The following is a 23,727-nucleotide window of genomic DNA, read 5'->3' on the forward strand; positions in this document are numbered from 1 at the left end:
CTTGACGCGGCCTGAAGTAAATGGTTGTATTATACAACTATCTACTTCACTGGACGCCTCACGATGTCTGACACGCCTTTAATCCAACAAATTCGAACGGCCTCGCGATTAATGGTGCGCGAGCTGGGTTTTATGAACACCACGCTGGCCGCCACCCACTATTCACCCTCGGCGGTGCATACCCTGCTGGAGGTGTCGGTCAGGGGGACGATAACCGCCGCGCAGCTGGTCACATTGCTCGGGCTGGAAAAATCGAGCGTCAGCCGGATGGTCGCCCGTCTGCTGGCCGCCGGAGAGCTGGAGGAGCGCCCCTGCGCGGAGGACGCGCGGTCTAAATCGCTGGCGCTGACCGCGAAAGGGCACGACACGGTGGCAACGATTAACGCCTACGGTACCCGCCGGGTGGTGGAGGCGTTAGCGCATCTCGATGAGACGCAGCAGCGGACCGTCGCCAGCGGACTGGCGGCCTATGCTCAGGCGCTGGCGCAGTGTCGGGATGCTGCGCTTGCGGAAACGACGCCGCAAATTTCGCTGGTGACCGGCTATCAGCCGGGGGCGATCGGCCGGATAGCCCAGATGCACGGGGAGTATTACGCCCGGCACCATGATTTCGGCGCTTTTTTTGAAGGCAAGGTTGCCAGCGGCGTCGCGGAATTCGCCACCCGGCTCTCCTCGCCGGTCAACCAGATCTGGCTGGCGATGCGCGAGGGGAAGATTGTCGGTTCGGTGGCGATCGATGGCGAGGATCTCGGCCAGCAGCAGGCGCATCTGCGCTGGTTCATTCTCGATGACAGCTGCCGGGGAACCGGCATTGGCAGGCGGCTGCTCAGTGAGGCGATGGCTTTCTGCGACAGTCGTCAGTTCAGCGCCGTTCAGCTGTGGACGTTTAAAGGTCTGGACGCGGCCCGCAAACTGTATGAGTCCTTTGGCTTCACGTTAACCCGCGAATGGCAGGGGGACCAGTGGGGAAAGATGATGACCGAGCAGCAGTTTACCCGGCCAGGAAACGCCGGCTAAGGGCGTGGTGCCTTAGCCGGCGGGGAGCGCGAAGATTACGCCAGCTGGTTAAGCAGCCGGGCGATCTCCTCTCGCCACTGGGTCTGCAGCGAGGGCTTTTGATGTTTCGGCTTACGGGCCATATCGTCCGCCAGCCATTGCTCCAGGGCTATCAGGCGCGTCAGCAGCGCCTCTTCATCATCAGCCGCGAGTGACGGCTCCTGGGATGAGGAGGCCGCCGTCAGGGTGGGGGTCTGCGCCTGCAGACGGGCATAGACCTCCTCCAGACTGTGCCACTCCGTTAACCCGGCGCTGTCGATCAGCCAGAAGCGGTTACAGCTTTCGCTAATAAGCTGGCGGTCATGACTGACCAGCAGCACGCCGCCGGGATAGTCGCGGAGCGTCTGCGCCAGCGCCGCTTTGCCCTCCATATCCAGATGGTTGGTGGGTTCATCCAGCAGCAGCAGGCTGTAGCGCGCCAGCGACAGACCGACGAACAGCAGCCGCGACCGCTCGCCGCCGCTGAGGGTGCAGACCTTCTGTCCATGCCTCGCCCAGCCAAACCCGGCGGCGATCAGCGCCCGTTTACGGGTGTCCGCCGACGGGGCGAAGGGCGTCAGGGCGTCGAGCAGGCTGGCCTCGTCCGGCAACTGCGCCAGGGTCTGGTCGTAGTACCCGGGGTGAAGCCGGGGGTGCAGACGCAGCCCCGGAAGCGGCGATGCGTCGTTCATCTGCTGCCACAGCAGGCGCAGCAAGGACGATTTACCGCCGCCGTTGCGGCCCATGATGGCCACGCGATCGCCGCTGCGCAGTCGCGCCACGCCGGTGGTGAACAGGGCCGGTAGTCCCGGCGCGGGAGCCACCGGCAGCCTGTCCATCTCCAGCAGGCGGTCCGCCGGCAGGGCGTCCCCCTGCAACACCAGGCGCCACGGCGGGCCGATGCTGAGCTCGGTCTGCTCGTCTTTCAGGCGGGCGACCTGCTTCTCCATCTGTTTGGCTTTGCGGGCGAGATCTTCGTTGTCATACACCCGACCCCAGGTGGCCAGCCGCCGGGCGCTGGCGCTGACCCGGTCGATCTCTTTTTGCTCCGCCTTATGACGTAACGCGGCGCTCTCATCCTGCTCCTGCAGTGCCTGACGGGCAGCGCTGCAGGGCAAGGCGAAGCTGTGCAGCGTCTGGTCGCGGAGGATCCAGCTTGCATTAGTTACAGCATCCAGTAAAGCGTTGTCGTGTGACACCAGCACGAAGCTCCCCTGCCAGGTCTGCAAGAAGCTTTCCAGCCACAGCAGGGTGGGCAGATCGAGATGGTTGCCGGGCTCATCCAGCAGCAGCAGGTCAGGCTGGCGGATCAGCGCCCGGGCCAGCAGCAGGCGTGTATGCTGTCCGCCGCTCAGGGTGCTGGTTTGCTGCTCCATCACCGCCGGCGTGAAACCCATCTGCGCCAGCAGGCGTTCGGCCAGCCAGCGCTGTGCTTCCCGCGCGTCGGCGGGTAACAGGGCCAGCACCGCCTGCAGCAGCGACTGCGAACGCAGCGCCTCCGGCAGATGCTGTTCAACGCGGGCCATCAGACACTGACCGGCGAGTGAGACGCTGCCCGAGGTGGGCGCGAGGGTGCCGTCCAGCACCTGCAGCAGGGTGCTTTTGCCGCAACCGTTATGGCCGATGAGACCGATGCGGTCGCCTTTCTTCAGGGTGAAGGAGAGGGTATTAAACAGCGGCCCAAAGGCAGTCTCCACGTGGAGCGCATGGGCAGTTAGTAATGTACTCATAGTCAACTTACTCAAGAGTTACAGGCATGCGAATGCCTCGTCAAAACTCGCTGACGATAACCCGGTAAGCCGGAGAGAAGGGATTCTGTGAAGGGTCTTCGCTCAAGCCAAAGTTATCGCAGCACGATACCGATAACGCTTGAGCTGGCGCCATTGCCTAAGGCATGTGAAACAATAAACATTTCACAATACAGCATGGGGGGCCTCCTTTTATATTCAGTAAGTGAATGGGTGATGGCAGTGTAGTGGGGAAAGGAAAAGCGCGCCAGTGACAAAACTGGCAGGGTGTGGAGAAGCGTCGGATATCGATTGTCCCGCCCAGCGCGGCTGTAGTTTCTGCCTGCGGATCGTCTGCGAGGGGGCAGAGGCCATGATTTTGCGTGGCACAGGGCGTGCGGCAAATGCTATCTTTTTTATATTTTTACGATAAATGAATATGGGCGAAAAAGGCGTTTCTGTGGCGGGGAATATTATCCGGACGCTATTAATAACCGGGCCGATCGTGCGGCCCGGTGAGTGCGATTAAATTGAGGTGCGGCGGTAATTACGATATTCCGGCAGCCAGAAATTATCGCTGATGGACTGCAGCAGCGCTTCCGCGGACGTTTTCACCGCCACGCCCTGCTCCTGAGCCACCTTACCGACCGCGAAGGCGATCGCCCGCGAGACGGTCTGGATATCCTTCAACTCCGGCAGAACCGGACCTTCGCCGTTGTTGACCAGCGGCGAGTGTTTCGCCAGGGTTTCGCTGGCGGCCATCAGCATCTCGTCGGTGACCCGCGACGCGCCGGAGGCGATCACCCCCAGACCAATGCCCGGGAAGATATAGGAGTTGTTGCACTGGGCGATGGGATACTGTTTGCCTTTCACGGTGACCGGGGCAAACGGGCTGCCGGTGGCGACCAGCGCCTCGCCGTCGGTCCAGCTCAGGATATTCTGCGGCGTGGCTTCCACCCGTGACGTTGGGTTGGAGAGCGGCATCACGATCGGCCGCGGGCAATGCTTATGCATCTCGCGGATAATCTCTTCCGTGAACAGCCCCGGCTGACCCGAAACGCCGATCAGGATGTTCGGTTTCACGTTGCGCACCACGTCCAGCAGGGACAGGACATCGTTAGTGGTATCCCAGCCCTGCAGATGTTCACGCTTCTGCACCAGCTTGTTCTGGAACGGCAGCAGATTAGGCATGCCGTCGGTTAACAGGCCGAAGCGGTCAACCATAAATACGCGCTGGCGTGCCTCTTCTTCACTGAGTCCTTCGCGGACGATCTGGGCGATAATTTGCTCGGCGATGCCGCAGCCGGCGGAGCCCGCCCCGAGGAAGACGATTTTCTGTTCGCTCAGCTGGCTGCCGGCGCCGCGGCTGGCGGCGATCAGCGTCCCGACGGTGACCGCCGCGGTGCCCTGAATATCGTCGTTAAAGGAGCAGATCTCATTGCGGTAGCGGTTGAGCAGCGGCATGGCGTTCTTCTGCGCAAAGTCTTCAAACTGCAGCAGCACGTCCGGCCAGCGGGCTTTAATCGCCTGGATCACATCGTCAACGAACTGGTAGTACTCGTCGTCGGTAATACGCGGATGGCGCCAGCCCATATACAACGGATCGTCCAGCAGCTGCTGGTTGTTTGTCCCGACGTCCAGCACGATGGGCAGGGTGTAAGCCGGGCTGATGCCGCCGCAGGTGGTGTACAGCGACAGTTTACCGATCGGGATCCCCATCCCGCCGATCCCCTGGTCGCCGAGGCCGAGGATACGCTCGCCATCGGTCACCACAATCACTTTGACATTATGGTTCGGGACGTTTTGCAGAATGTCGTCAAGGTTATGGCGATTCTGGTAGGAGATAAAGACGCCGCGGGCGCGACGGTAAATCTCGGAGAAACGTTCGCAGGCGGCGCCCACCGTCGGGGTATAGATAACCGGCATCATCTCTTCGAGATGGTTGCCAATCAGGCGATAGAAAAGGGTCTCGTTGGTGTCCTGGATATTACGCAGGTAAATGTGTTTGTCGATTTCTGTTTTGAATCCCTGATACTGGATCCAGGCGCGTTCCGCTTGCTCTTCGATGGTTTCAACCACTTCCGGCAGCAGGCCAAGCAGGTTGAAACTGCTGCGCTCTTCCATACTGAAGGCGCTGCCCTTGTTGAGCAGAGGGAATTCAAGCAGAACGGGGCCCGCGTAGGGGATATACAGGCAACGGTTTTTCTTATGGGTAAATTGCATCGCACTAACTCCTTGATCGTGTCCACAGTCCCGGCGCGGCGATAAGCGAAGGGCGGGTGGAAAAGCAGCGGGCAGAGTATAGAGCAGAAGGTCTTCAAGCGGGTAAACAAGCCGTCAATTGCCATAAAAAAACACCATCCTGGCAACAGGACGGTGTTGTTTATCATCACTCAGGCTGAAAATTAACCACCGCGGCGTTTGCGGCCGGTAGCATGGATATGGTTGAGGGTGGTTTCTTCATCGCCTTCCAGCACCACTTTTTTCTGCTGGGAAAGCTTGTAGTTCAGACCGAGAAGATGACGTGCCTGATGGTTCGATTTCATTCTGACTCCTTTATCCTGTTCTGGTTTCAAGGGCAAACCCGGTGGTGACCGGATGAAATGTAACCCAAAGTTGGCCGCACGTTTTTTATGCGGCCTCAGGTAGGGTGGTCCATTTTCAGGGCAATAGCAACCTTAGCGCGCCAGATTAAGAACAGTCTCCCTCGCGCAGCGCCGGCATTACCACTTCATCTCGCCGGTATTAACTTTGGCGCTAAGCTCCAGCGAGCTGGTTTCCGCCAGCCCCGGCCACTGCGTCTCCATGGCCTTGATCACCCCGGCGGAATCCTTATGTGTCTTCAGCGCCTGCTCAAACTGCTGGAGGTAGGTTTTTGTAAAGCGCACCGCGCGGTCACCCTCCGGCGGCGTGCCGAGGTAATGCCCCGGGATCACCTGCTGCGGGCGTAGGGCAATCATCTGGTCCAGCGTAGTGCGCCACTGCTGGCGACTGGCCGGCGTCTGGGTGTCGGCGGTCCAGAGATGCATGCCCCACGCCACGCCGGTGCCGCCGAGGATCGTTTTGTTCGCCCGGATCCAAACGAACGCCGCGTAGTCATGCGGCTGCATAATCGTCACTGTTTCGCCATCGATGGTAAAGCTGTTGGCTTTCAGCGCCTGCGGGACGTATACCTGCGTCGGCGCGCCGTCTTTCATTTGCGGGCCCCAGTACGCCAGCTTTGCCGCTTTGGTGGCTTCAATATGTTTAACCACTTCCGGCGTGGCGACCACTTCCGCCTGCGGGAAGGCTTTCACCAGCGGCTCAAGGCCAAAGTAGAAGTCAGGATCGCCGGAGGTGATCACAATCCGCGACAGCGGTTTGCCGTTTTTCTTGATCATGTCCACCAGCTTTTCGCCGTCTTTGACGCTGAACTGGGCGTCAAACAGCACCGCTTCATGCGGGCCGGAAACGAGGGTGGAGTTGACGGCAAAAATACCTTTCTCCTGAGGGTTGTAAGTCTGCAGCGTCAGCGGCGCCGCGAAGACCGCGCCGCTGAACAGGGCGGTGGCAATAGCAAGGGCAGATAATTTCATCATTCATTCTCAGTCACAGGGGAATGCGTAGCATTGTACGGATTTCGCTATTTGATAGAATTCCTGAAATAAGAGATGCTGAGTTTCATAAATCGTGCAGATGAAGGGGGCGTGATGGACAGGGTGATTGCGGCGCAGGTATATCTGCGCATTTGCGAACTGGGAAGCCTCAGCGCCGCGGCGCGCGCGCTGGGGATGTCGCGCCCGATGGTCAGCCGCTATCTGGAACAGATGGAGAGCTGGGCCGGCGCCCGGCTGATCCATCGCTCAACCCGGCGGCTGACGCTGACCCCGGCGGGGGAGAAGGTGTTGCTCAAGACCCGCGGGTTGACGCGGATCGCCGATGAAATCGCCGGCGAGCGCCAGCGGGCCGACCCCAGCGGCACGCTGCGGGTGGCGTGCGCGCATTTTACCGCGATGCAGCTGATCTCTCCGCTGCTGCCGGACTTTCTCGCTCGCTATCCGCTGTTGCGCCTGGAGCTGGATATCAATAACCATCCGGTCAGCCTGATCGGTGAGCGCATCGACGTGGCCATTCGCATTACCGATAATCCGGAGGCCGGGGCTATCGCTCGCCGTCTCGGCGTGTGCCGGTCGCTACTCTGCGCTGCGCCGCGCTGGCTCAGCCAGCATGGTCCGCTGACGACGCTTGACGATCTGCAACAGCATAACTGCCTGTTATACAGCCATTTTGCCGGCCAGCGCTGGCAGTTCAGCGATGCGCAGGGGCAGGAGGCGTCGGTGTCGGTGAACGGTAATCTGAGCGCGGGGATCTCTTCCTTGCTGCTGGAGGCGGCGGTCGCCGGGTGCGGCATCGCGATGCTCCCCGAACTGGAGGCGCGGGGCGCGATTGCCAGCGGCGCGCTGGAGGTGGTGCTGCCTGACTGGACGCCGAAGGCGCTGAGCGTTTACGGCATCTATCTTTCCCGCGACTATCAGCCCGATGGGCTGCCGCTGTTTCTGGATGCGCTGCAGCGACGTCTGGGGGAGACGCTCGCCGATGCCTGAGCAGCGGCGATGCCTCCAGCGGCAACACCGGCGGGCGGCGGCCCTGCCGGTGAGCTGACGATAAGACTTACTCGTTGCCCCACTGATTGAGGAAGTTAGCGATATCGTCAATACGGCCCTCGTCAATGGCCGCCTCGCGGGCCATCTCCTGCTGCGCTTCTTCGTCGATCTCTTCGTTATGGGTTAACCGCGCAATCAGCAGCTGAAAATAGCGCGCCAGCGCATCGCGTTCCTCATCCTTAACCGGGGCAGCCGCTTCGGTCTCGTATTCGTCCACGATGTCATAAAATTTCAGGGGGATGTCATTACTCATCTGTCGTCCTCAGGATTGGCGTCAGGGCCGGGGTTAGCGCACAGCGGCGGGCGAGTATCATAGCATGCGGCCGGTAGGCTGCAGGAGAGGAAAAATCGCCGCGCCGGCGAGGCGAGAGGGCAGATTCCGATCCCCGGGGAGCGGAAGGTAAAACCGGCGCGCGATGTCGCACGCCGGTCTGCCGGGAGGCTTAGACTACCCCGTCCCCACCGTCAGAGCACCAAACCTGGCCGGAGGTATAAGAGCAGGCATCGGATGCCAGGGTGACGTACAGCGGGGCGATCTCGACCGGCTGTCCCGGACGCCCCATCGGCGTGTCCTTCCCGAACTGTTTCACTTTCTCGTCCGGCTGACCGCCGCTGGACTGCAGTACCGTCCAGTAAGGGCCTGGCGCCACGGCGTTAACGCGAATGCCGCGTTTTGCCACCTGTTTGGCCAGCGATTTAGTGAAGATCGCCAGGCAGGCTTTGGTCTGGGCGTAATCGAGCAGGATCGGACTGGGTTTATAGGCCTGCACCGAGGTGGTGTTGATGATCGCGCTCCCGGCCTGGAGATGGGGCAGCGCGGCGCGGGTGATCCAGAACGGCGCGTAGACATTGGTTTTAAAGGTGGCGTCAAAGTCTTCGGTGGTGAGCTCCTCGAGAGTCTCACAATATTGCTGACGCCCGGCGTTATTGACCAGGATGCTCAGGCCACCCAGCTGTTCCACCGCATCGGCCACCAGCGACTGACAGAAGGACTCGGAGCGAATATCCCCCGGCAGGGCCACCGCGGTGCGGCCTTCGGCTTTAATCAGGGCGATGACTTCATCGGCATCCTCTTGCTCTTCCGGCAGATAGCTTATGGCGACATCGGCCCCTTCGCGGGCAAAGGCGATCGCCACCGCGCGGCCAATGCCGGAGTCACCGCCGGTAATGAGCGCTTTCTTACCGGCCAGCCGCCCGGTGCCGGTGTAGCTGGTTTCCCCATGGTCCGGTGACGGCTCCATTTCCGCATCCAGACCCGGCGGGTTTTGTTCTTGCTCCGGGAACTCCGGACGTGGAGCCGTCTCTTCTGGCAACATGGAGGTGGGTAATTTCTTCATTGGCGGTTTTTCATCTTGCATAGTCATCTCCTTCAGACAGAACGGGCCAGCTGTAAGGATAGGTCAGGTTCCCCCATCGCCGGACCCCGTGTGATTCGCCCAGGGCCAGTGAATGCCCGGGAAAAGAGGTACTGTTATTCCTTAACCGACTGATCCCCAGCGTATTTAAGTGAATAGCGCTGCGTTAATATCGCTGGGGTGAAATTAGGATTATTCCATCAATATTTAACGTGGCTGGGCTATTTTTCTCCCCGGGGAAAATTTTTTAAAGACGGAGAGGAAGACGCGTCGTGAAAAAGGCAATATTAAGTTAACCCGCTACGCATGGCTAATAACGCCATGCCTCTTAGGTGGTATTTTTTGTAAGGGTGGCTGTCCGGGAGTGGAAGAAATATTTATTCATCACTTTATTTTCATTTGTTTACAAACGAGGATCGCTGTCCGCAGAACAGACCATAATGGGCATATAATCCAAAGCGAAGAAGGGGTTGCGGAAAGATTAATTTTTAGTGCCGCTTCGCTGTGGTTAATTTATTTATTGGTAACGCTGATTAATGGCCGGAATTAATTTGACTCCTGCGGGTATTCCTCTAGTGTTAGATATCGAGGGCGATGATTTGTAACAGGGTCATTTTCCATTTACCAACCGATATTGATCAAACCAAAGGTGAACATTATGGCAGAGCATAGAGGCGGGTCAGGTAATTTTGCAGAAGATCGTGAAAAAGCATCCGAAGCCGGGCGTAAAGGTGGACAGCACAGCGGCGGGAACTTTAAAAATGATCCTGAGCGTGCATCCGAAGCCGGTAAAAAGGGTGGTAAGAACAGTCATGGCGGCGGCCGTAAAGCCGGCGACAGCTAGCGACTGATGACCCGTGACGCCGTTTCGACGGCGTCGGGACAGAAACCTGTGGGCCTGGCGGTCCGCAGGTTTCTGTTTATTTGCGAACGCTTTCCTTCACCCATCGTCTATTGTCCGCGATGGAAGAAAAGGAGCAGGATAATTAAATTATAGCAACCTTAATTATTAAGCGCTGTTTACCGCAGCGGCAATGTGCCGGCGAAGCGGTAAGGGCGAGTAAATGACGGCACTGTTTTTATGGCTGTGAAAAGGGAAGATATTGTCAGCCGGGTATTAACCGCCGGATGCCAGGGGTGGGCAGCAACACATCCGCTTGATAAATATTGTTCAGATCTAAGGTAATAAAATGAAACTGACGCCGGTATTTATTAAACGTTGTCATCTTATGGCCGCCGTTATGTGGGTGGGTCTGGCGATACCCTCGTTAATCTGGTGGAAAGACAGCGTCCTGTGGGTCATTCTCATCAGTATTTACGCTAATATTGTTGGCCATTTATCCGGATATAGCGCAGCGCGAGCTGACCAGGCGGCGGAAGAGAATGAAGATTCCCCGTCAAAATAAAAAATTAATGATCAGAGGTGTATATGACGGATAGTGAAAATTACCATAATTGGCTTCGCGATGCCCATGCCATGGAAAAACAGGCCGAGTCACTGCTTATGGCCACCATCAGACGCCTCGATAATGAACCGCAATTACGGACCCGCCTTGAACAACATCTCTATGAAACCCGTCGGCAACTGTCGGCCCTGCAGGACCTTATCGCCCGCAACCACATTTCCCGCTCGGCGCTGAAGGATGCGATGAGCCGGGTCGCAGCCCTGGGCCAGACTATTGGCATCATGCTGCCCGGCGATGAGCTCATTAAACTGATTATCACCGCCTACGTTTTTGCCCAATTTGAGGTCGCCTGCTATACCGCTTTATTAACGGCGGCGAAGCGAGTGGGGGACCATAGCGCGATGCCTACTCTGGAAGGGATCCTTGCCGAAGAGAGAGGGATGGCTGACTGGCTGCTGCATCATCTGCCGGCGCTGACCGGGCAATATCTGATGCATAACAATCTGCCCGGCGTTGAGGCCGGACAATAAGCCGCCGGAGTCAATTATGGTTAAGCGCCACACCATCGCGCTGCTCGCCACGGAGAAAGCGGTTCCGCTGAAATTAACCGCCAGGCAGCAGGCGCTGGTGGACGCGGTGGCGAACAGGGCCCCTCCTGCAGAGCCCGATCCCGTACCGCCTGTCGGCAAAGCAGACGTCAGGAACAGGAGGGCGCGCTGAGGAAGCTGACAGTGGCGGGCAGAACGCAAGGTGATAGTGATGCAACAGGAAGAGTGGTTTCACAGAGCGGTCATCTATCAGGTGGACAGTTCTCTGTTTTACGACGCCAACGGCGATGGGTTTGGCGATCTTGCCGGTATCCGCCAAAAGCTGCACTACATTCGTAGTCTGGGGGCGACGGTGCTCTGGCTGACCCCTTTCTATCTCACCCCACTGCAGGATGATGGCTATGATATCAGCGACCATCTGCAGCCCGATCCCCGCTTCGGGACCATCGCCGATGTGATTGAGCTGATTGCCCGCGCCCGGGAGCTGGGACTGCGGGTGATCGTTGAGCTGGTTATCCAGCACACCTCCGCCCGGCACCCGTGGTTTCAGGCGGCGCGACGCGATCCCCGCTCGCCGTGGCGGCCATACTATCTTTGGGCCGATCGGCCGCCGGAGAACGACGATCCCCCCATGTTTCCCGGCGTCGAGGAGAGCGTCTGGAGCTGGGACGACCAGGCCGGACAATACTATCGTCACATGTTTTATCGGCATGAGCCCGACCTGAATCTCGCTCATCCGCCGGTGATCGCCGAAATAGAAAACATCATCACCTTCTGGCTGCAGGCCGGGGTGTCAGGATTTCGCCTCGATGCGGCGTCACATCTGGTGAAGCAGGCCGGGAAGGGTGAAGAGGCGCGGGGCTACCCGCTGCTGACGCATCTTCGCCAGGTCGTGCAGCGCCTCAACCCCGACGCGATACTGCTGGGTGAAGTGGACGTGGAGGTGGAAGCGTATCGCCATTATTTCGGCCGCGGCGATCGGCTGCAGATGGTGCTCAATTTCTGGCTTAATAAATACCTCTATGTCAGCCTGGCGCAGCAGCGCGCCACCCCGGTGGTGAAGGCGCTGCAGGCGATGGTGGCCCCGTCGGACGGATGCTGCTTCGTCAACTGGCTGCGTAACCATGATGAACTGGACCTGGAGGGGATTGGCGAACGCAACAAGCGCCAGGTTATCCGCACCTTTGCCCCGGATAAATCGATGTCGGTTTACCAGCGCGGCGTGCGCCGGCGGCTGGCGCCGATGCTGGGTGGCGATACCCGACGCATCGCGCTGGCCCATGCTATCCTGCTGGCGCTGCCTGGCGTGCCGGTGATGCGCTATGGCGACGAGATTGGTATGGGCGACGATCTGCGCTTACCGGAGCGCTACGCGGTCCGAACGCCGATGCAGTGGTCGGCGGCGCCCAACGGCGGCTTCTCCCGGGCGGCGCGGGAGGATTTGCCGGTAAAACCGGTGGCCAGCGGACGGTTTCGCTACCAGCGGATCAATGTCGAAGCGGCGCTGCGCCACCCCCGCTCGCTACTGCATCGGGTGCGCAATATGGTGCTGGCGCGCACGGAATATACTGAACCGGGATCCATCCCTTTTACCCTCCTTGCGGTGAAGCCTGCCGCGGTGCTGGCCTTGTGCTATCGCAGCGAATCGCGGGAGGTGTTGATGCTGGCGAACTGCGGCCAGCAGGCGGTAGAGGTGCAGCTCCCGCCGCTGGCCGAGGGCTACTGGAGCCCGATTCTGGAAGATAAGTTCTACCAGGACGGGCTGCACGGTGGGAAAGAGGCGCGGCTGGCGCTCTCAGGGTATGGCTACCGCTGGTTCAGCCGCAGCCTGCCTTAGCGCCGTCTCCCCGGTCGACGGAACAACGCCCGCAGGGCCATCGTCGCCACCGCCACGCCGACGCCGGCAGCCACTTTTCCCGGTAGATCGGCGCTGATGGTCACTGCTTTACGCCGTGCGCCATCGTTAAAGGGGCCGTGTCCGGGATGATTGCCGCGCACCGGCGTGAACAGGTCGTCCTGGTGCTCTGCCGGCTTCGGCTGGCCGGTAAACTGTCCCTCCCACGCTTTCTTCACCATCAGCCGATCGAGCAGACGAGGGAAGAAGACCTGGCCGAGGATCGACTGGATGGTGCTTTTCCCCACCCACAGCTCGTTCACCGGCCGCTGGATCACGCTGTAGATAGCCTCGGCGGCGACCTCCGGCTGATAGACCGGCGGTACCGGCTGCATGGCCTGATCCATTTTGTTGCGTGCCCAGCCAAACTGAGCGGTGTTCATCCCCGGCAGCTGGACCATGGTCAACTGGATGTGGCTTTTCTCATGCATCAGCTCGGTGCGCACGGCATCGGTGAAGCCGCGAATGGCCGCTTTGGCTCCGCAATAGGCCGACTGCAGGGGGATCGAGCGCCAGGCCAGCGCCGATCCAGCCTGAATAATCACCCCCCGATCCCGGGGCGTCATCACCTCCAGCGCCGCGCGGGTGCCGTTGACATAGCCAAGATAGGTCACCTCCGTCACCCGGCGAAATTCGTCGTCGCTCATCTGACGAAAGGGCGCCAGCACGGTGGTCATGGCGTTGTTGATCCAGACGTCTATGGCACCGAGGGTGGCTTCCACCTCGGCGGCGGCGCGCTGCACAGCCCCGGCATCGGCAACATCGGCGCTAATCGCCAGCGTTTTGACGCCAAACCGTTCGCAGGCCTGCTGCGTCTCCTGCAGACCCGTTTCATCGCGGGCGATCAGCGCCACGTGATACCCTGCGCGGGCGAAACGCAGCGCGGTGGCTTTTCCTGCCCCGGCGGTTCCGCCGGTAATAACCATCACGGACATAGTGACCTCATTCATTTTTTCGCTATCGTAAATTTAAGCTGCACGGATCGAGTAATTATTAAGCACAAATAACAACGGTGAGGTGGGAAATATCCTGGAATAAGCGCAGTGTGAATCAGGCGACATATCCTGATGACTCTGGCCTGTTTCTGCATAAGCAGGCGTTGAGGTTCTATAATCTCTAAGGTCCCTGACAACCCGCGAGGAGGAAAAATGTTGACATTAAACACGCGTAGCGTTGAAAAAGAAGAGGATGACGCCACCCGCGCCCCGGAATCGGGGGATAAACAACCGGAGCGCGATAAATAGCTATTCCGCTGTTATTCCTGTTGCGGAATAATGGATATTTGGCCGTTACGTTCGAGAATAGCGAATTTGATCGCTTTCAGTTCATAAATCCCATGGTGCTGCCTGGCCGCCAGCAGGATATCATCGACAGAAATATTGACGAGCTTGATTTTCTCATCGATGACAGCACCATTTTCCACCACGATAACCGGCGTGCCATCAAGGAAATTTTCCGCCTGGGCAAATTTTTTCTTAATATAACCAAATAAAATATCAATACTGACCAGGGTGACGATAGTCAGCATCGAACCGGTGACGGAATAGTCTGTGCTGAGCATCGCCTGCTGGGTGGCTTCGCTGATAATCAGCAGCAATATCAGGTCAAAATTCGTTAACTGCATCAGGGTTCGTCTGCCGGCAATCTTGAAAATAATCAGCAATATCAGATAGATTGCTGCGGCTCTAAGGACCATTTCCATCGCGACTCCTACGGATAGACAAACTGCTGCCAGCTGACGGCAGGGCGATCGTTGACGGCCGCCTGCAGGGAGAGCGTGCCTATGGTTTTGGGGGTAATCGCTAACCACACCGAGAGCGGCGAGCGGCTGGTCGTCCGCTGATACACCAGATATAATTTCCCGTCGGCACTGTACATTTTATCCGGCTGCGGGCGGATATCGCCAAGCTGGTAGCGAGTTAATAACGTGGCGGCGAAGCTGATCGTGGTGTCATTTTCCTTGGTGGGTTTGATCTGAATATTGAGTTCGGTTTCACTCATCAGTCTGGCATAACGCTGGTAATCGACGATTAATTCACCTCCGGCGCTTTCCCGGTGCGCCTCACTGAAATAACCAGAGGACCACAGGCCGCTTAACGCGGTAAGGATAATGAGGCTGAGTGCAATTATCCCATAGCGCCTGAAGCGATATTCAAAGCGGAGGGCTCGTTCATTTTCGTCGACGATGGGACAAGGCTGTTGATTCTCAATCATTATTATTTTTCCCGCGTTTCGTTTCGGCATCAGCGCAACGATAAGGACATTCTTATATTAGACGATATCAGAACAATTGACTTTGTAAAAATGGCCAGCCTCAGCCAGGCTTTATTCTGTTCATCAGCAAAAACAAGGAGGCATGATGAAAAAATTAGCCTTGGCCATGGCCTGTTTGTTTGCCGCCGCTGTCGCGCAAGCGGACGATAAGGGCGGTTTTAGCCAGGATGCCGCGCCGCCGCCGCCGCACAAACTGGATGACGGCTATCGCGGCGTCGAGGAGGGGCGGATCATGACCGTTGAGCAGGCGAAAACCATGCACGACGGCGCCACGATTTCGCTGCGCGGCAATCTGCTGACCCGGCAGGGAGATGACCGTTATCAGTTTCGCGATAAAAGCGGCACCATCACCGCCATTATTCCGGTTGCCGCGTTTAATGAACAGCATGTAGAGCCTGACGATCTGGTCAGTATTAACGGTAGCCTTGATCGCAAAATGACGCCGCCGGTAGTGCGTATCGATCGCCTGCTCAAACAGTCGCCTAAATAAGGGGGGCTTGCCGGTATGAGCACAACATCTCACCCGCATGGCGAGGAGCGCGGGAAGCATCCTGCGCGCGAGGCGCCGGGCGAACAGGGCGAAGTGCCGCGTAAACGGGACGACAGCGAGGATGACAAAACCGATCCTTATCATCCTCACGATGGCCGTTAGCGTCACCCGCAACGGGTACTTTTCGGGAACGCCGGGGTGGCGGGCTGCAGAATAGACGCAGGTTCGGCATCAGGCACTATACTTTTTGTTCGACATCATCACAGGAGGAGTCATATGGCGATTCATAAGAAAGGGCTGGCGCACTGGGAAGGCGATCTCAAGCATGGCAAAGGCACCGTGTCGACGGAGAGCGGGGCGCTGAGCCAGCAGCCCTACGGCTTTAACACCCGTTTTGAAGGGGTGAAAGGCACCAACCCCGAGGAGCTGATCGGCGCCGCGCATGCCGCCTGCTTCTCGATGGCTCTGTCGCTGATGCTCAGCGAAGAGGGCTATACCGCGACGTCCATCGACACCACCGCGGTGGTCACCCTCAATAAAACCGACGGCGGGTTTGCGATAACCGACATCGCGCTGCAAAGCCAGATTGTCCTGCCGGGCGTCGCGCCGGCGGCGTTCGATGAGATCATCCAGAAAGCGAAGGCCGGCTGCCCGGTATCGCAGGTGCTGAAAGCCAATATCACCCTCGACTACCAGCTGAATCCGTAAGCTGTCGTGCCCGCACTCTGCGGGCACCGTTCCCGCGATCTCTCTCCCCGCCACTGCCTCCGCTGCGCAATAGTGGTATCTTTGGTCCTTTCGCAAACGTAAAGGATTCCATCATGATCGGCATTCGCGGGATGATCGAGGCGCAGGTGCTCGGCCTGACCGGCATGGCGCTAAAAGAGATTGATTTTGAACAGCCCAAAGGGGAGCCGGGGCTGTTTGGTCCGCAATCAGCCATCTGGCAGGTGCATGGCGATTTTACCTCTATGTTGTGTGGCGGCATTAGCGCGCTGCTGCTGCAGATGCTGCATCCCCTGGCGCTGGCCGGCGTCTGGGACCACTCCCGTTTTCGCGAGGATATCTTTGGCCGCCTGCGCCGCACCAGTCAGTTTATCTCCGCCACCACCTTTGCCGCCACCCCTGACGCGGAGCGGCTGATCGCCAAAGTGCAGGGGATCCATCAGCGGATCGCCGGGGTGGACAAGGACGGCACGCCGTATCAGGCAAGCGACCCGGCGCTGTTGACCTGGGTGCATGTCGCCGAGTGCAGCCGCTTTATGGCCTCCCACCTGCGCTATAAGCGCACGGTGGTCAGCGACCAGCGCCAGGAGGACTATTTTCGCGAGTCGGCGGAGATCGCTCGCCGGCTGGGGGCCGAGGATATTCCCCGGACGCCGAATGAGGTCGCGGACTATCTTGAGGCGATGCGCCCGCAGCTGCGCTGTGACGAACGTACCCGGGAGGTGGCCGAGGTGCTGCTCACCACCCGTCTGCCGGGTCGCCTGAGTCAGCCGGTTGGCCAGGTGATGATGCGGGCCGGGATCGATCTTCTGCCGCCATGGGCGCAGGAGATGCTGGGACTGTCGCTGACGCCGCTGCAGCGGCGCACGACGCGTCTGATGGTGCAGGCTATCGCCCGCGTGCTGCGCGCCTCGGTACGCAACGGCGCCTGGCATTGCGCCATGCGCCGGATGGCAGAGGCGTGATTCAGCCCGCCTCGCCCAGGTGCCGGGCAATCAGCGCCTCCAGGCTACCGTCCGCTCGCCATTCGTTCAACGCGTCGTTCACCGCGCTAAAGCGGGCCACGTCTTCCCGGGCGACGCAGATGGCCTGGTGGATCTCGGTAAAATTATCCGCCAGGACCCGCACCTCCGGATGGCGGCGCGCTGTCGCCTCCAGCGGCTGACGGATGCCGGCGACCATATCCCCTTCACCGGCGAGGAAGGCGTCGATGGCCTCCTGTGAGGAGGGGAGACGATTCAGGCTGGCGTGCTGCAGATGGCGGGTTAGCCACAGATCGTAGGCGGCGTTTTGCCCGACGTTAATCGTGGTTGCCGGGCGATCCATATCGGCCACGCTCTGGCAGGGCGAACCGGCTCTCACCAGCGCGGTTCCCTGGATGGTGATATAGGGAGAGGTAAAGCGCAGGGTCGCCTCCCGTGCCGGATCGATGGCCAGAAAGGCAATATCCCAGCGTTCGCCGCCGGCGTCGGCCACCACTTTACCGGCGGCAGGATAGGTGACGAACTCGGCGGCGACGCCCCAGCGCTTCGCCAGTCGATGGCTGAGCTCGGGGGTAATGCCTGTCGGCACGCCCCTTTCGCCAGGATGGGCCAGTACCGCATTGCCCAGATTAATGGCAAAACGCAGCCGGGAGGGTGTGATATCTGACATCGCTGACTCCTGTGGTGGCTAAGAGAAGGCGGCCGACCTGTCGGCGCCAGTGATAAGATAGTCCATCCGCGCGCGGTTGTACCTCTCCGGCCACACTTTCAGAATCTATTCATTAACGACCGCAGCGAATTCGTTAAACCGCAAGGCAATGGCTTTTATATTGTTAAGCATAAACTCAGCTTGTCAGTTTATTCTTCCCGCTCACTGAGGGAGAGAAATAATGACACAACATAATTTTGACAATGATAATAAATATCATCAGCGTTCGGAGCAGGCGCGAAAGAGTACCCTGGTTAGCGTGGTGGTCAATATTCTTCTCTCCGCGTTGCAGATTGCGGTGGGAATATTCTCGGGTTCCCAGGGGTTAATTGCCGATGGAATGCACTCTTTTTCCGATCTGCTCGCCGATGGCGTTGTGTTGGTGGCGAATAAAAAGAGTCGCCGGCCCTCTGACCACGATCACCATTATGGCCACTGGCGCTATGAGAACGGCGCCTCTCTGATCCTCGGCGCGATCCTGGCGCTGGTCGGGGTCGGTATGCTGTGGTCTGCAGCGGATCATCTCGCGCAACCGCAGACGATTGCGCCGGTGCACAGCGTGGCGCTGTGGATGGCGCTGACGGCGCTGGTGGTCAAAGAGGGACTGTTTCGCTATATGTTGGCGGCCGCCAGGCGGCTGAACTCCTCGCTGCTCATCGCCAACGCCTGGCATGCCCGCTCGGACGCCGCGTCATCCCTGGTGGTGGCGCTGGGGATCATCGGTAATCTGGCCGGGTTTGCCTGGTTCGATCCGCTCGCCGCGCTGGCGGTGGGGCTGGTGATTACGCGGATGGGCTATCGTTTCGCCGCCACCGCGCTGCACGATTTAATGGACCGCGCCGTCGATGAAGAGACGCAGCGGGCGATCGCCGGCACGCTGCGGGCCACGCCGGGCGTGGCGGGTCTGCACGATTTGAAAACCCGTAAGGCGGGGGATCTGGTGCTGGTGGATGTCCATCTCGAGGTGGCCGGAGAGCTGTCGGTAGCCGAAGGGCATCAGATTGCCCGGCAGGCGCGGGCGCGGGTCATAGCGCACCATCCGGTGCTCAATGTGATGGTGCATCTCGATCCCAGCGCGGCGGTTGCCGGTTCGCCGGGGGAGGCAAACTGCCTGACGTCATAAGCGGAAAACAGACTGGCTCAGCGGCTATTTTATCCCTGAGCCATTATTCCTCGGCCACCCGCTCGCACTTTGATTGCCCGAACGATAAATAAGGCTCATACTGAGCCGGCCATGACCATCGCTAAATAATGGCGCAGATCTGCCCGTTGCAGTTAACGATAAAATAAACCAATCGGTTCATCGATACTCTCTATTTTTTATTTAGAGATAATAACCAGAGCGGTAATTCAGGAAGTCAGACAATGATCATTCGGCCAGAACAACACTGGTTTCTTCGCCTATTTGACTGGCACGGCTCCGTGCTGTCGAAAATCATCTTTCGTCTGCTGCTTAATGTGCTGATGTCCATCATCGCCATTATCAGCTATCAATGGTACGCGCAGCTGGGGATCCACTTAACGGTGGCGCCGTTCAGCCTGCTGGGGATCGCGATAGCGATTTTCCTCGGCTTTCGCAACAGCGCCAGCTACAGCCGCTTCGTCGAGGCGCGCAATCTGTGGGGGACGGTGCTTATCGCCGAACGTACGCTGGTGCGCCAGTTGCGCAATATCCTGCCGGCCGAACACGATGCCCATCGCCGCATTGTCAGCTACCTGGTGGCTTTTAGCTGGAGCCTGAAGCACCAGCTGCGCAAAACCGATCCGACGGCTGACCTGCGGCGGTTGCTGCCGGCGGACCAGGTGGCGGAGATCCTCGCCAGCTCAATGCCCACCAACCGGATCCTGCTGCTGGTCGGCAACGAAATCGGCCAGCTGCGCGAGGCGGGCAAGCTTAGCGACATCACCTATGGGCTGATGGACAACAAACTCGATGAGCTGGCGCACGTGCTGGGCGGCTGCGAAAGGCTGGCCACCACCCCGGTGCCGTTCGCCTATACCCTGATCCTCCAGCGCACCGTGTATCTGTTCTGCACGCTGCTGCCGTTCGCCCTGGTCGGGGATCTGCACTACATGACGCCGTTTGTCTCGGTCTTTATCTCCTACACCTTTTTGTCGTGGGATTCACTGGCGGAAGAGCTGGAAGATCCCTTCGGCACCGCCGCCAACGACCTGCCGCTGAACGCGATGTGCAATACCATTGAGCGCAATCTGCTCGACATGACCGGTCAACATCCGCTGCCGGAGACGCTGCGTCCGGACCGGTACTTCAACCTGACCTGAGCCCCTGCGCACCGGGCAGTTTCCGCTGCCCGGTCATCACTTTCCCGCGCCCATGCGACCCGCCGCGCGGAGGGGGCGATAAAAGCAAAATTTGCAAATAAGTTAAATTTAACACCCGATAGATAACATCAATTATACAGATTTGTGGTGTATGTTATTATTCGGTTAACAAACGCAGTACCTACGCTTTCCCATCGTACTATCCTTGAGAAACAGCATTCTTATCAGGTGACGCCGCGCACACCACGCCTCGTCGCCGGGGTCGTCGCACGCTTTTTTTCCGCCGGCGGCGGCCAGAACAGAGCAGCAGGAGTAAAAAGATGACCAATAAAAGACGCGCGGTTCCCGGTGTTCACCCTTATGACGGTCCGGCAGGCGGGTGGGGCGCGTTGAAGGCGACGGCCATCGCCGTGCGTACCCAGATGGATGCCTTTGAAGCGCCCGCCACGCTGCTGCGAACCAACCAGCCTGACGGCTTCGATTGCCCGGGCTGCGCCTGGCCGGATAAAGAGCATAAATCCACTTTTCAGTTTTGCGAAAACGGCGCCAAAGCGGTGACCTGGGAGGCGACCACCAAACGGGTGACGCCAGCGTTCCTCGCGGCTAACACCGTGACCTCCCTGCTGGCGAAAAGCGATTTTGAACTGGAGGGCTATGGCCGCTTAACCCATCCTTTGGTTTACGACCGCGCCAGCGACACGCTGCGCCCGGTGGCGTGGGAAGAGGCTTTCGCCCGTATCGGCGAGATCCTTCGCGGCCTGCAGCCGGATGAAGTTGAATTCTACACCTCCGGACGGGCCTCCAATGAAGCGGCGTGGCTGTTTCAGCTGTTTGCCCGCGAGTATGGCACCAATAACTTTCCCGACTGCTCTAACATGTGCCATGAATCCACCAGCGTGGGCCTGCCGCAGTCGATCGGCATTGGCAAAGGCACCGTTTCCCTCGACGATTTTGACCAGACCGAGCTGGTGATCTCTATCGGCCATAATCCGGGCACCAACCACCCGCGGATGATGGGCACCCTGCATGAGCTTTCCCGCCGCGGCGTGCCGATTATCGTTTTTAATCCGCTGCGTGAGCGGGCGCTGGAGCGTTTTGCCGACCCGCAGAACGTGATGGAGATGGCGACATATCGCTCGACGCCGATCGCCTCGACCTACTACCAGGTGCGGGCCGGCGGCGACGCGGCGGCGCTGAAAGGGATCGCCAAAGCGCTGCTGCAGCTGGAGGAGCAGCAGGGCCAGGTGCTCGACCACGCGTTTATTGCGCAACATACCCAGGGGTTCGCCGCCTTCGCCGAGGATCTGCACGCCACCCGCTGGCAGGACATTGAGCAGGAGTCCGGCCTGACGCGCGAGTCGCTGACCCAGGTCGCCGTGGCCTACGCCAAATCCAGGGCCACCATCGTCACCTACGGCATGGGGATCACTCAGCATAATAAAGGCACTTCCAACGTCCGGCTGATTGCCGACCTGCTGCTGATGCGCGGCAATATCGGCAAGCCGGGGGCCGGCATCTGTCCGCTGCGCGGCCACTCTAACGTGCAGGGAAACCGCACCGTTGGGATCAGCGAAAAACCTTCCGCGGCCTTCCTCGACAGCCTGCAGCGGGTGATGGGGATCACGCCGCCGCGGCATCATGGTCACGATGCGGTGAAGGCGCTGGAGGCCATGATCGCCGGCGACGCCAAAGCCCTGATCTGCCTGGGGGGCAACTTCGCCGTGGCGATGCCGGATCACGAACGCGCCTTCCCGGCGATGCGCGGCCTTGAGCTCAGCGTGCACGTCGGCACCAAGCTCAACCGCTCGCACCTGCTGACGGCGAAAGAGACCTTTATTCTGCCGTGCCTTGGCCGCACCGAGCTTGACCTGCAGGCCAGCGGCCGACAGTCGATCACCGTCGAGGATTCGATGTCGATGGTGCATGCCTCGTCAGGCAAGCTAAAGCCCGCCTCGCCGACGCTGCGCTCGGAGCCGGCGATTGTCGCCGGTCTGGCGAAGGCCACTCTGCCGGCCAGCAAAGTGGACTGGCTGTATCTGGTGGAAGATTACGACCGTATTCGCGATCTGATCGAACAGACCATTCCGGGGTTCGAAAATTATAACCAGCGCATTCGCCACCCCGGGGGCTTTCGCATGCCGCTGCCGCCGACCGAGCGCATCTGGCCTACCGCCACCGGCAAAGCCATGTTCTCGGTTTTCAAAGGCGTGCATGAGAACGTGGTGGTGGAGGGCGAGGAGGTGATGCGCTTAGTGACCCTGCGCAGCCACGACCAGTACAACACCACCATCTACGCCATGGATGACCGCTACCGCGGCGTCTTCGGCCGTCGCGACGTGCTGTTTATGAACGAGCAGGATATGGCCGCCCAGGGTCTGGAGCATGGCGATCGGGTCAATATCCACACTGCGCTGCCGGGTAGCTCGCTGACGCTCAGAGATATCACGGTGGTGGCCTACGGCATCGCGCCCGGCACCGTCGGCGCCTATTATCCGGAAGCCAACGTGCTGGTGCCGCTGAACTATCTGGATGAAGAGAGCGGGACGCCCTCCTATAAGTCGGTCCCCGTCCGCCTGACGCTGCGCTCGAAAGAGATCCGCCCGCTGTCCGGCGTGCGTTAAAGAAGGAGGGCGTTGGGCGGCGTCGCGCCGTCCTGCGCCCGTCGCTCCCTCGTCTCCTCGCTTGAATTTATCGGTTATGAAACTAACATTCTGGTAACCTGTGCGCGGCCCCTGGGGTGAACGGCGGGGTTCAAACGGGAAAAAGAATGGACATTAAGCAACTCAAGTATTTGATCGCGCTCGATCAGACGCGCCATTTTGGCCAGGCGGCGGCAGCCTGCCATATTACCCAGCCGACCCTCTCCATGCGCATTCGTAATCTGGAAGAGGAGCTGAACCTGACCCTTATCCAGCGCGGCCAGCGCTTCGAGGGTTTTACCCCGGAGGGGGAGCGGATCCTGGCCTGGGCGCGGGCGGTGCTTGCCGCCCATGACGGTCTGGCGGCGGAGGCGGCCATTTGTCGCGGACAGATGGTCGGTCAGCTGCGGGTTGGCATGGTGCCGCTGGCGAGCCTCAATCCGATGCAGCTGATTAAACCTCTCGCGGAGAAATACCCGGCGCTGCAGTTCAGCCTGCTGTCAATGACCTCGGAGCAGATTATCGATGGCGTCAGCCGCAACCAGCTGGACCTGGGGATCTGTTACCTGCAGCATCTGGATGAACGTCTGTTTAAGATCGCCCGGCTGCCGCAAACCCGGATGGGACTGTTGCACGATAAACGCCATTTCGACTTCAGCGGCGGGACGCCGGGGTGGGATACGCTGGCGACGCTGCCCCTTGGCTTTCTGACCAAGGGAATGTACTACCGGGAATCCATTGAAATCAGCTTTAAGGCCAAAGGGCTAACGCCGAAGTCTGTCTTTGAAAGCGATTCGACGTTTCAGATAATCCAGGCGGTGCAGGCGGGGATCTGCTGCGCCATCATGCCGCTCAACAACGGCCTGGAAGCCCTCAGCGACAATCTTGACATCCTGCCCATCGCCGAAAGCCAGGTCGATTCGCAGCTGGCGCTGATTATGCGCCAGCAGGAGCCGGTCTCGACGCTGGCGGAAAAATGCTTCGCCGAGGCGCAGGGGATTTTTGGCTAAGGCCA

Annotated in this window: 26 protein-coding genes; 16 read left to right on the forward strand and 10 right to left on the reverse strand. The window is 59.5% G+C overall.

Annotation, left to right across the window (positions count from 1 at the left end; all coding sequences use genetic code 11):
- The first annotated feature begins 63 nt into the window (after window positions 1-63).
- Window positions 64-1,017 carry a helix-turn-helix domain-containing GNAT family N-acetyltransferase gene (locus tag ABLV54_RS13990; protein ID WP_032452996.1) on the forward strand — a complete coding sequence of 318 codons (954 nt, stop codon included), beginning with the start codon at window positions 64-66 and terminating at the stop codon, window positions 1,015-1,017.
- 35 nt (window positions 1,018-1,052) lie between these two features.
- Here the strand turns inward: ABLV54_RS13990 and ABLV54_RS13995 are convergent, their stop codons facing one another.
- Both ABLV54_RS13995 and ABLV54_RS14000 read right to left on the reverse strand, forming a co-directional pair.
- Window positions 1,053-2,765, reverse strand: coding sequence for an ABC-F family ATP-binding cassette domain-containing protein (locus ABLV54_RS13995; RefSeq protein WP_101881162.1), 1,713 nt, complete (start codon window positions 2,763-2,765; stop codon window positions 1,053-1,055).
- 522 nt (window positions 2,766-3,287) lie between these two features.
- Window positions 3,288-4,985 (reverse strand): NAD-dependent malic enzyme, encoded by a 1,698-nt coding sequence (locus ABLV54_RS14000; protein WP_101881163.1) that lies wholly within the window; start codon window positions 4,983-4,985, stop codon window positions 3,288-3,290.
- A 78-nt stretch (window positions 4,986-5,063) separates the two neighbouring features.
- On the opposite strand from ABLV54_RS14000, the gene ABLV54_RS14005 reads away from it, so the two are divergent.
- The gene (locus ABLV54_RS14005) at window positions 5,064-5,171 is read left to right on the forward strand and encodes a hypothetical protein (protein ID WP_032425875.1); all 108 of its coding nucleotides are present in this window, start codon (window positions 5,064-5,066) and stop codon (window positions 5,169-5,171) included.
- On the opposite strand, the gene sra is transcribed toward ABLV54_RS14005, so the two are convergent.
- Together sra and ABLV54_RS14015 are read right to left on the reverse strand one after the other, a co-directional pair.
- Window positions 5,168-5,308 carry a stationary-phase-induced ribosome-associated protein gene (gene sra, locus ABLV54_RS14010; RefSeq protein ID WP_012541615.1) on the reverse strand — a complete coding sequence of 47 codons (141 nt, stop codon included), beginning with the start codon at window positions 5,306-5,308 and terminating at the stop codon, window positions 5,168-5,170. The genes ABLV54_RS14005 and sra overlap by 4 nt on opposite strands.
- A 177-nt stretch (window positions 5,309-5,485) precedes the next feature.
- Window positions 5,486-6,337, reverse strand: a complete 852-nt coding sequence (locus tag ABLV54_RS14015; RefSeq protein WP_050533468.1) for a Vmh family MBL fold metallo-hydrolase — start codon at window positions 6,335-6,337, stop codon at window positions 5,486-5,488.
- A gap of 114 nt (window positions 6,338-6,451) precedes the next feature.
- Here ABLV54_RS14015 and ABLV54_RS14020 point away from each other — a divergent pair, with 114 nt between their 5' ends.
- Entirely contained in the window at window positions 6,452-7,345 is an 894-nt protein-coding gene (locus ABLV54_RS14020) for a LysR family transcriptional regulator (protein ID WP_101881164.1), read from the forward strand.
- Between the two features lie 67 nt (window positions 7,346-7,412).
- Here ABLV54_RS14020 and ABLV54_RS14025 read toward each other — a convergent pair whose 3' ends face one another.
- Together ABLV54_RS14025 and ABLV54_RS14030 are read right to left on the reverse strand one after the other, a co-directional pair.
- Entirely contained in the window at window positions 7,413-7,658 is a 246-nt protein-coding gene (locus ABLV54_RS14025; RefSeq protein ID WP_101881165.1) for a DUF2543 family protein, read from the reverse strand.
- A gap of 190 nt (window positions 7,659-7,848) precedes the next feature.
- Entirely contained in the window at window positions 7,849-8,763 is a 915-nt protein-coding gene (locus ABLV54_RS14030) for an SDR family oxidoreductase (RefSeq protein WP_023289828.1), read from the reverse strand.
- A 655-nt stretch (window positions 8,764-9,418) separates the two neighbouring features.
- On the opposite strand from ABLV54_RS14030, the gene ABLV54_RS14035 reads away from it, so the two are divergent.
- From ABLV54_RS14035 to ABLV54_RS14055, 5 genes are all read left to right on the forward strand, one after another.
- Window positions 9,419-9,604 (forward strand): general stress protein, encoded by a 186-nt coding sequence (locus tag ABLV54_RS14035; RefSeq protein WP_008804757.1) that lies wholly within the window; start codon window positions 9,419-9,421, stop codon window positions 9,602-9,604.
- Between the two features lie 346 nt (window positions 9,605-9,950).
- Window positions 9,951-10,166 (forward strand): hypothetical protein, encoded by a 216-nt coding sequence (locus ABLV54_RS14040; RefSeq protein ID WP_226563928.1) that lies wholly within the window; start codon window positions 9,951-9,953, stop codon window positions 10,164-10,166.
- A 23-nt stretch (window positions 10,167-10,189) separates the two neighbouring features.
- Complete coding sequence (locus tag ABLV54_RS14045; protein WP_060589514.1) at window positions 10,190-10,696, forward strand: ferritin-like domain-containing protein; 507 nt, start codon at window positions 10,190-10,192, stop codon at window positions 10,694-10,696.
- 16 nt (window positions 10,697-10,712) lie between these two features.
- Window positions 10,713-10,886 (forward strand): hypothetical protein, encoded by a 174-nt coding sequence (locus ABLV54_RS14050; RefSeq protein WP_044523443.1) that lies wholly within the window; start codon window positions 10,713-10,715, stop codon window positions 10,884-10,886.
- 39 nt (window positions 10,887-10,925) lie between these two features.
- A complete protein-coding gene (locus tag ABLV54_RS14055) occupies window positions 10,926-12,551 on the forward strand; it encodes an alpha-amylase family protein (RefSeq protein ID WP_348814184.1) in 1,626 nt (541 codons plus the stop codon).
- Here ABLV54_RS14055 and ABLV54_RS14060 read toward each other — a convergent pair.
- The 3 genes from ABLV54_RS14060 to ABLV54_RS14070 form a co-directional block, all read right to left on the reverse strand.
- On the reverse strand, window positions 12,548-13,543 hold the full coding sequence (locus ABLV54_RS14060) for an SDR family oxidoreductase (RefSeq protein ID WP_023289824.1): 996 nt from the start codon (window positions 13,541-13,543) through the stop codon (window positions 12,548-12,550). The two genes, ABLV54_RS14055 and ABLV54_RS14060, sit on opposite strands and share 4 nt — an antisense overlap.
- A 320-nt stretch (window positions 13,544-13,863) precedes the next feature.
- Complete coding sequence (locus tag ABLV54_RS14065) at window positions 13,864-14,310, reverse strand: YetF domain-containing protein (RefSeq protein ID WP_023289822.1); 447 nt, start codon at window positions 14,308-14,310, stop codon at window positions 13,864-13,866.
- An 8-nt stretch (window positions 14,311-14,318) separates the two neighbouring features.
- Window positions 14,319-14,822, reverse strand: a complete 504-nt coding sequence (locus ABLV54_RS14070) for a hypothetical protein (RefSeq protein ID WP_101881166.1) — start codon at window positions 14,820-14,822, stop codon at window positions 14,319-14,321.
- A gap of 145 nt (window positions 14,823-14,967) precedes the next feature.
- Here ABLV54_RS14070 and ABLV54_RS14075 point away from each other — a divergent pair, with 145 nt between their 5' ends.
- From ABLV54_RS14075 to ABLV54_RS14090, 4 genes are all read left to right on the forward strand, one after another.
- A complete protein-coding gene (locus ABLV54_RS14075; RefSeq protein WP_032452981.1) occupies window positions 14,968-15,372 on the forward strand; it encodes a YdeI family stress tolerance OB fold protein in 405 nt (134 codons plus the stop codon).
- A gap of 15 nt (window positions 15,373-15,387) precedes the next feature.
- A complete protein-coding gene (locus ABLV54_RS14080) occupies window positions 15,388-15,534 on the forward strand; it encodes a hypothetical protein (RefSeq protein ID WP_032452980.1) in 147 nt (48 codons plus the stop codon).
- Between the two features lie 114 nt (window positions 15,535-15,648).
- Window positions 15,649-16,080 (forward strand): OsmC family protein, encoded by a 432-nt coding sequence (locus tag ABLV54_RS14085; RefSeq protein WP_004202630.1) that lies wholly within the window; start codon window positions 15,649-15,651, stop codon window positions 16,078-16,080.
- Between the two features lie 113 nt (window positions 16,081-16,193).
- On the forward strand, window positions 16,194-17,063 hold the full coding sequence (locus ABLV54_RS14090; protein ID WP_050533451.1) for an oxygenase MpaB family protein: 870 nt from the start codon (window positions 16,194-16,196) through the stop codon (window positions 17,061-17,063).
- 1 nt (window position 17,064) lies between these two features.
- Here the strand turns inward: ABLV54_RS14090 and ABLV54_RS14095 are convergent, their stop codons facing one another.
- The gene (locus tag ABLV54_RS14095; protein ID WP_023289818.1) at window positions 17,065-17,751 is read right to left on the reverse strand and encodes an ABC transporter substrate-binding protein; all 687 of its coding nucleotides are present in this window, start codon (window positions 17,749-17,751) and stop codon (window positions 17,065-17,067) included.
- A 220-nt stretch (window positions 17,752-17,971) separates the two neighbouring features.
- Between ABLV54_RS14095 and ABLV54_RS14100 the strand changes: the two genes are divergently transcribed.
- From ABLV54_RS14100 to ABLV54_RS14115, 4 genes are all read left to right on the forward strand, one after another.
- Window positions 17,972-18,913, forward strand: coding sequence for a cation diffusion facilitator family transporter (locus ABLV54_RS14100; RefSeq protein ID WP_101881167.1), 942 nt, complete (start codon window positions 17,972-17,974; stop codon window positions 18,911-18,913).
- A 242-nt stretch (window positions 18,914-19,155) separates the two neighbouring features.
- Window positions 19,156-20,073, forward strand: a complete 918-nt coding sequence (locus ABLV54_RS14105; RefSeq protein ID WP_060589518.1) for a bestrophin family ion channel — start codon at window positions 19,156-19,158, stop codon at window positions 20,071-20,073.
- A gap of 320 nt (window positions 20,074-20,393) precedes the next feature.
- Window positions 20,394-22,694, forward strand: coding sequence for an FdhF/YdeP family oxidoreductase (locus tag ABLV54_RS14110; RefSeq protein ID WP_101881169.1), 2,301 nt, complete (start codon window positions 20,394-20,396; stop codon window positions 22,692-22,694).
- A 146-nt stretch (window positions 22,695-22,840) separates the two neighbouring features.
- The gene (locus tag ABLV54_RS14115; RefSeq protein WP_101881170.1) at window positions 22,841-23,722 is read left to right on the forward strand and encodes a LysR family transcriptional regulator; all 882 of its coding nucleotides are present in this window, start codon (window positions 22,841-22,843) and stop codon (window positions 23,720-23,722) included.
- The last annotated feature ends 5 nt before the right edge of the window (window positions 23,723-23,727 follow it).

Source organism: Klebsiella sp. JB_Kp042, assembly GCF_040065275.1.
Classification (GTDB): Bacteria; Pseudomonadota; Gammaproteobacteria; order Enterobacterales; family Enterobacteriaceae; genus Klebsiella; species Klebsiella quasipneumoniae.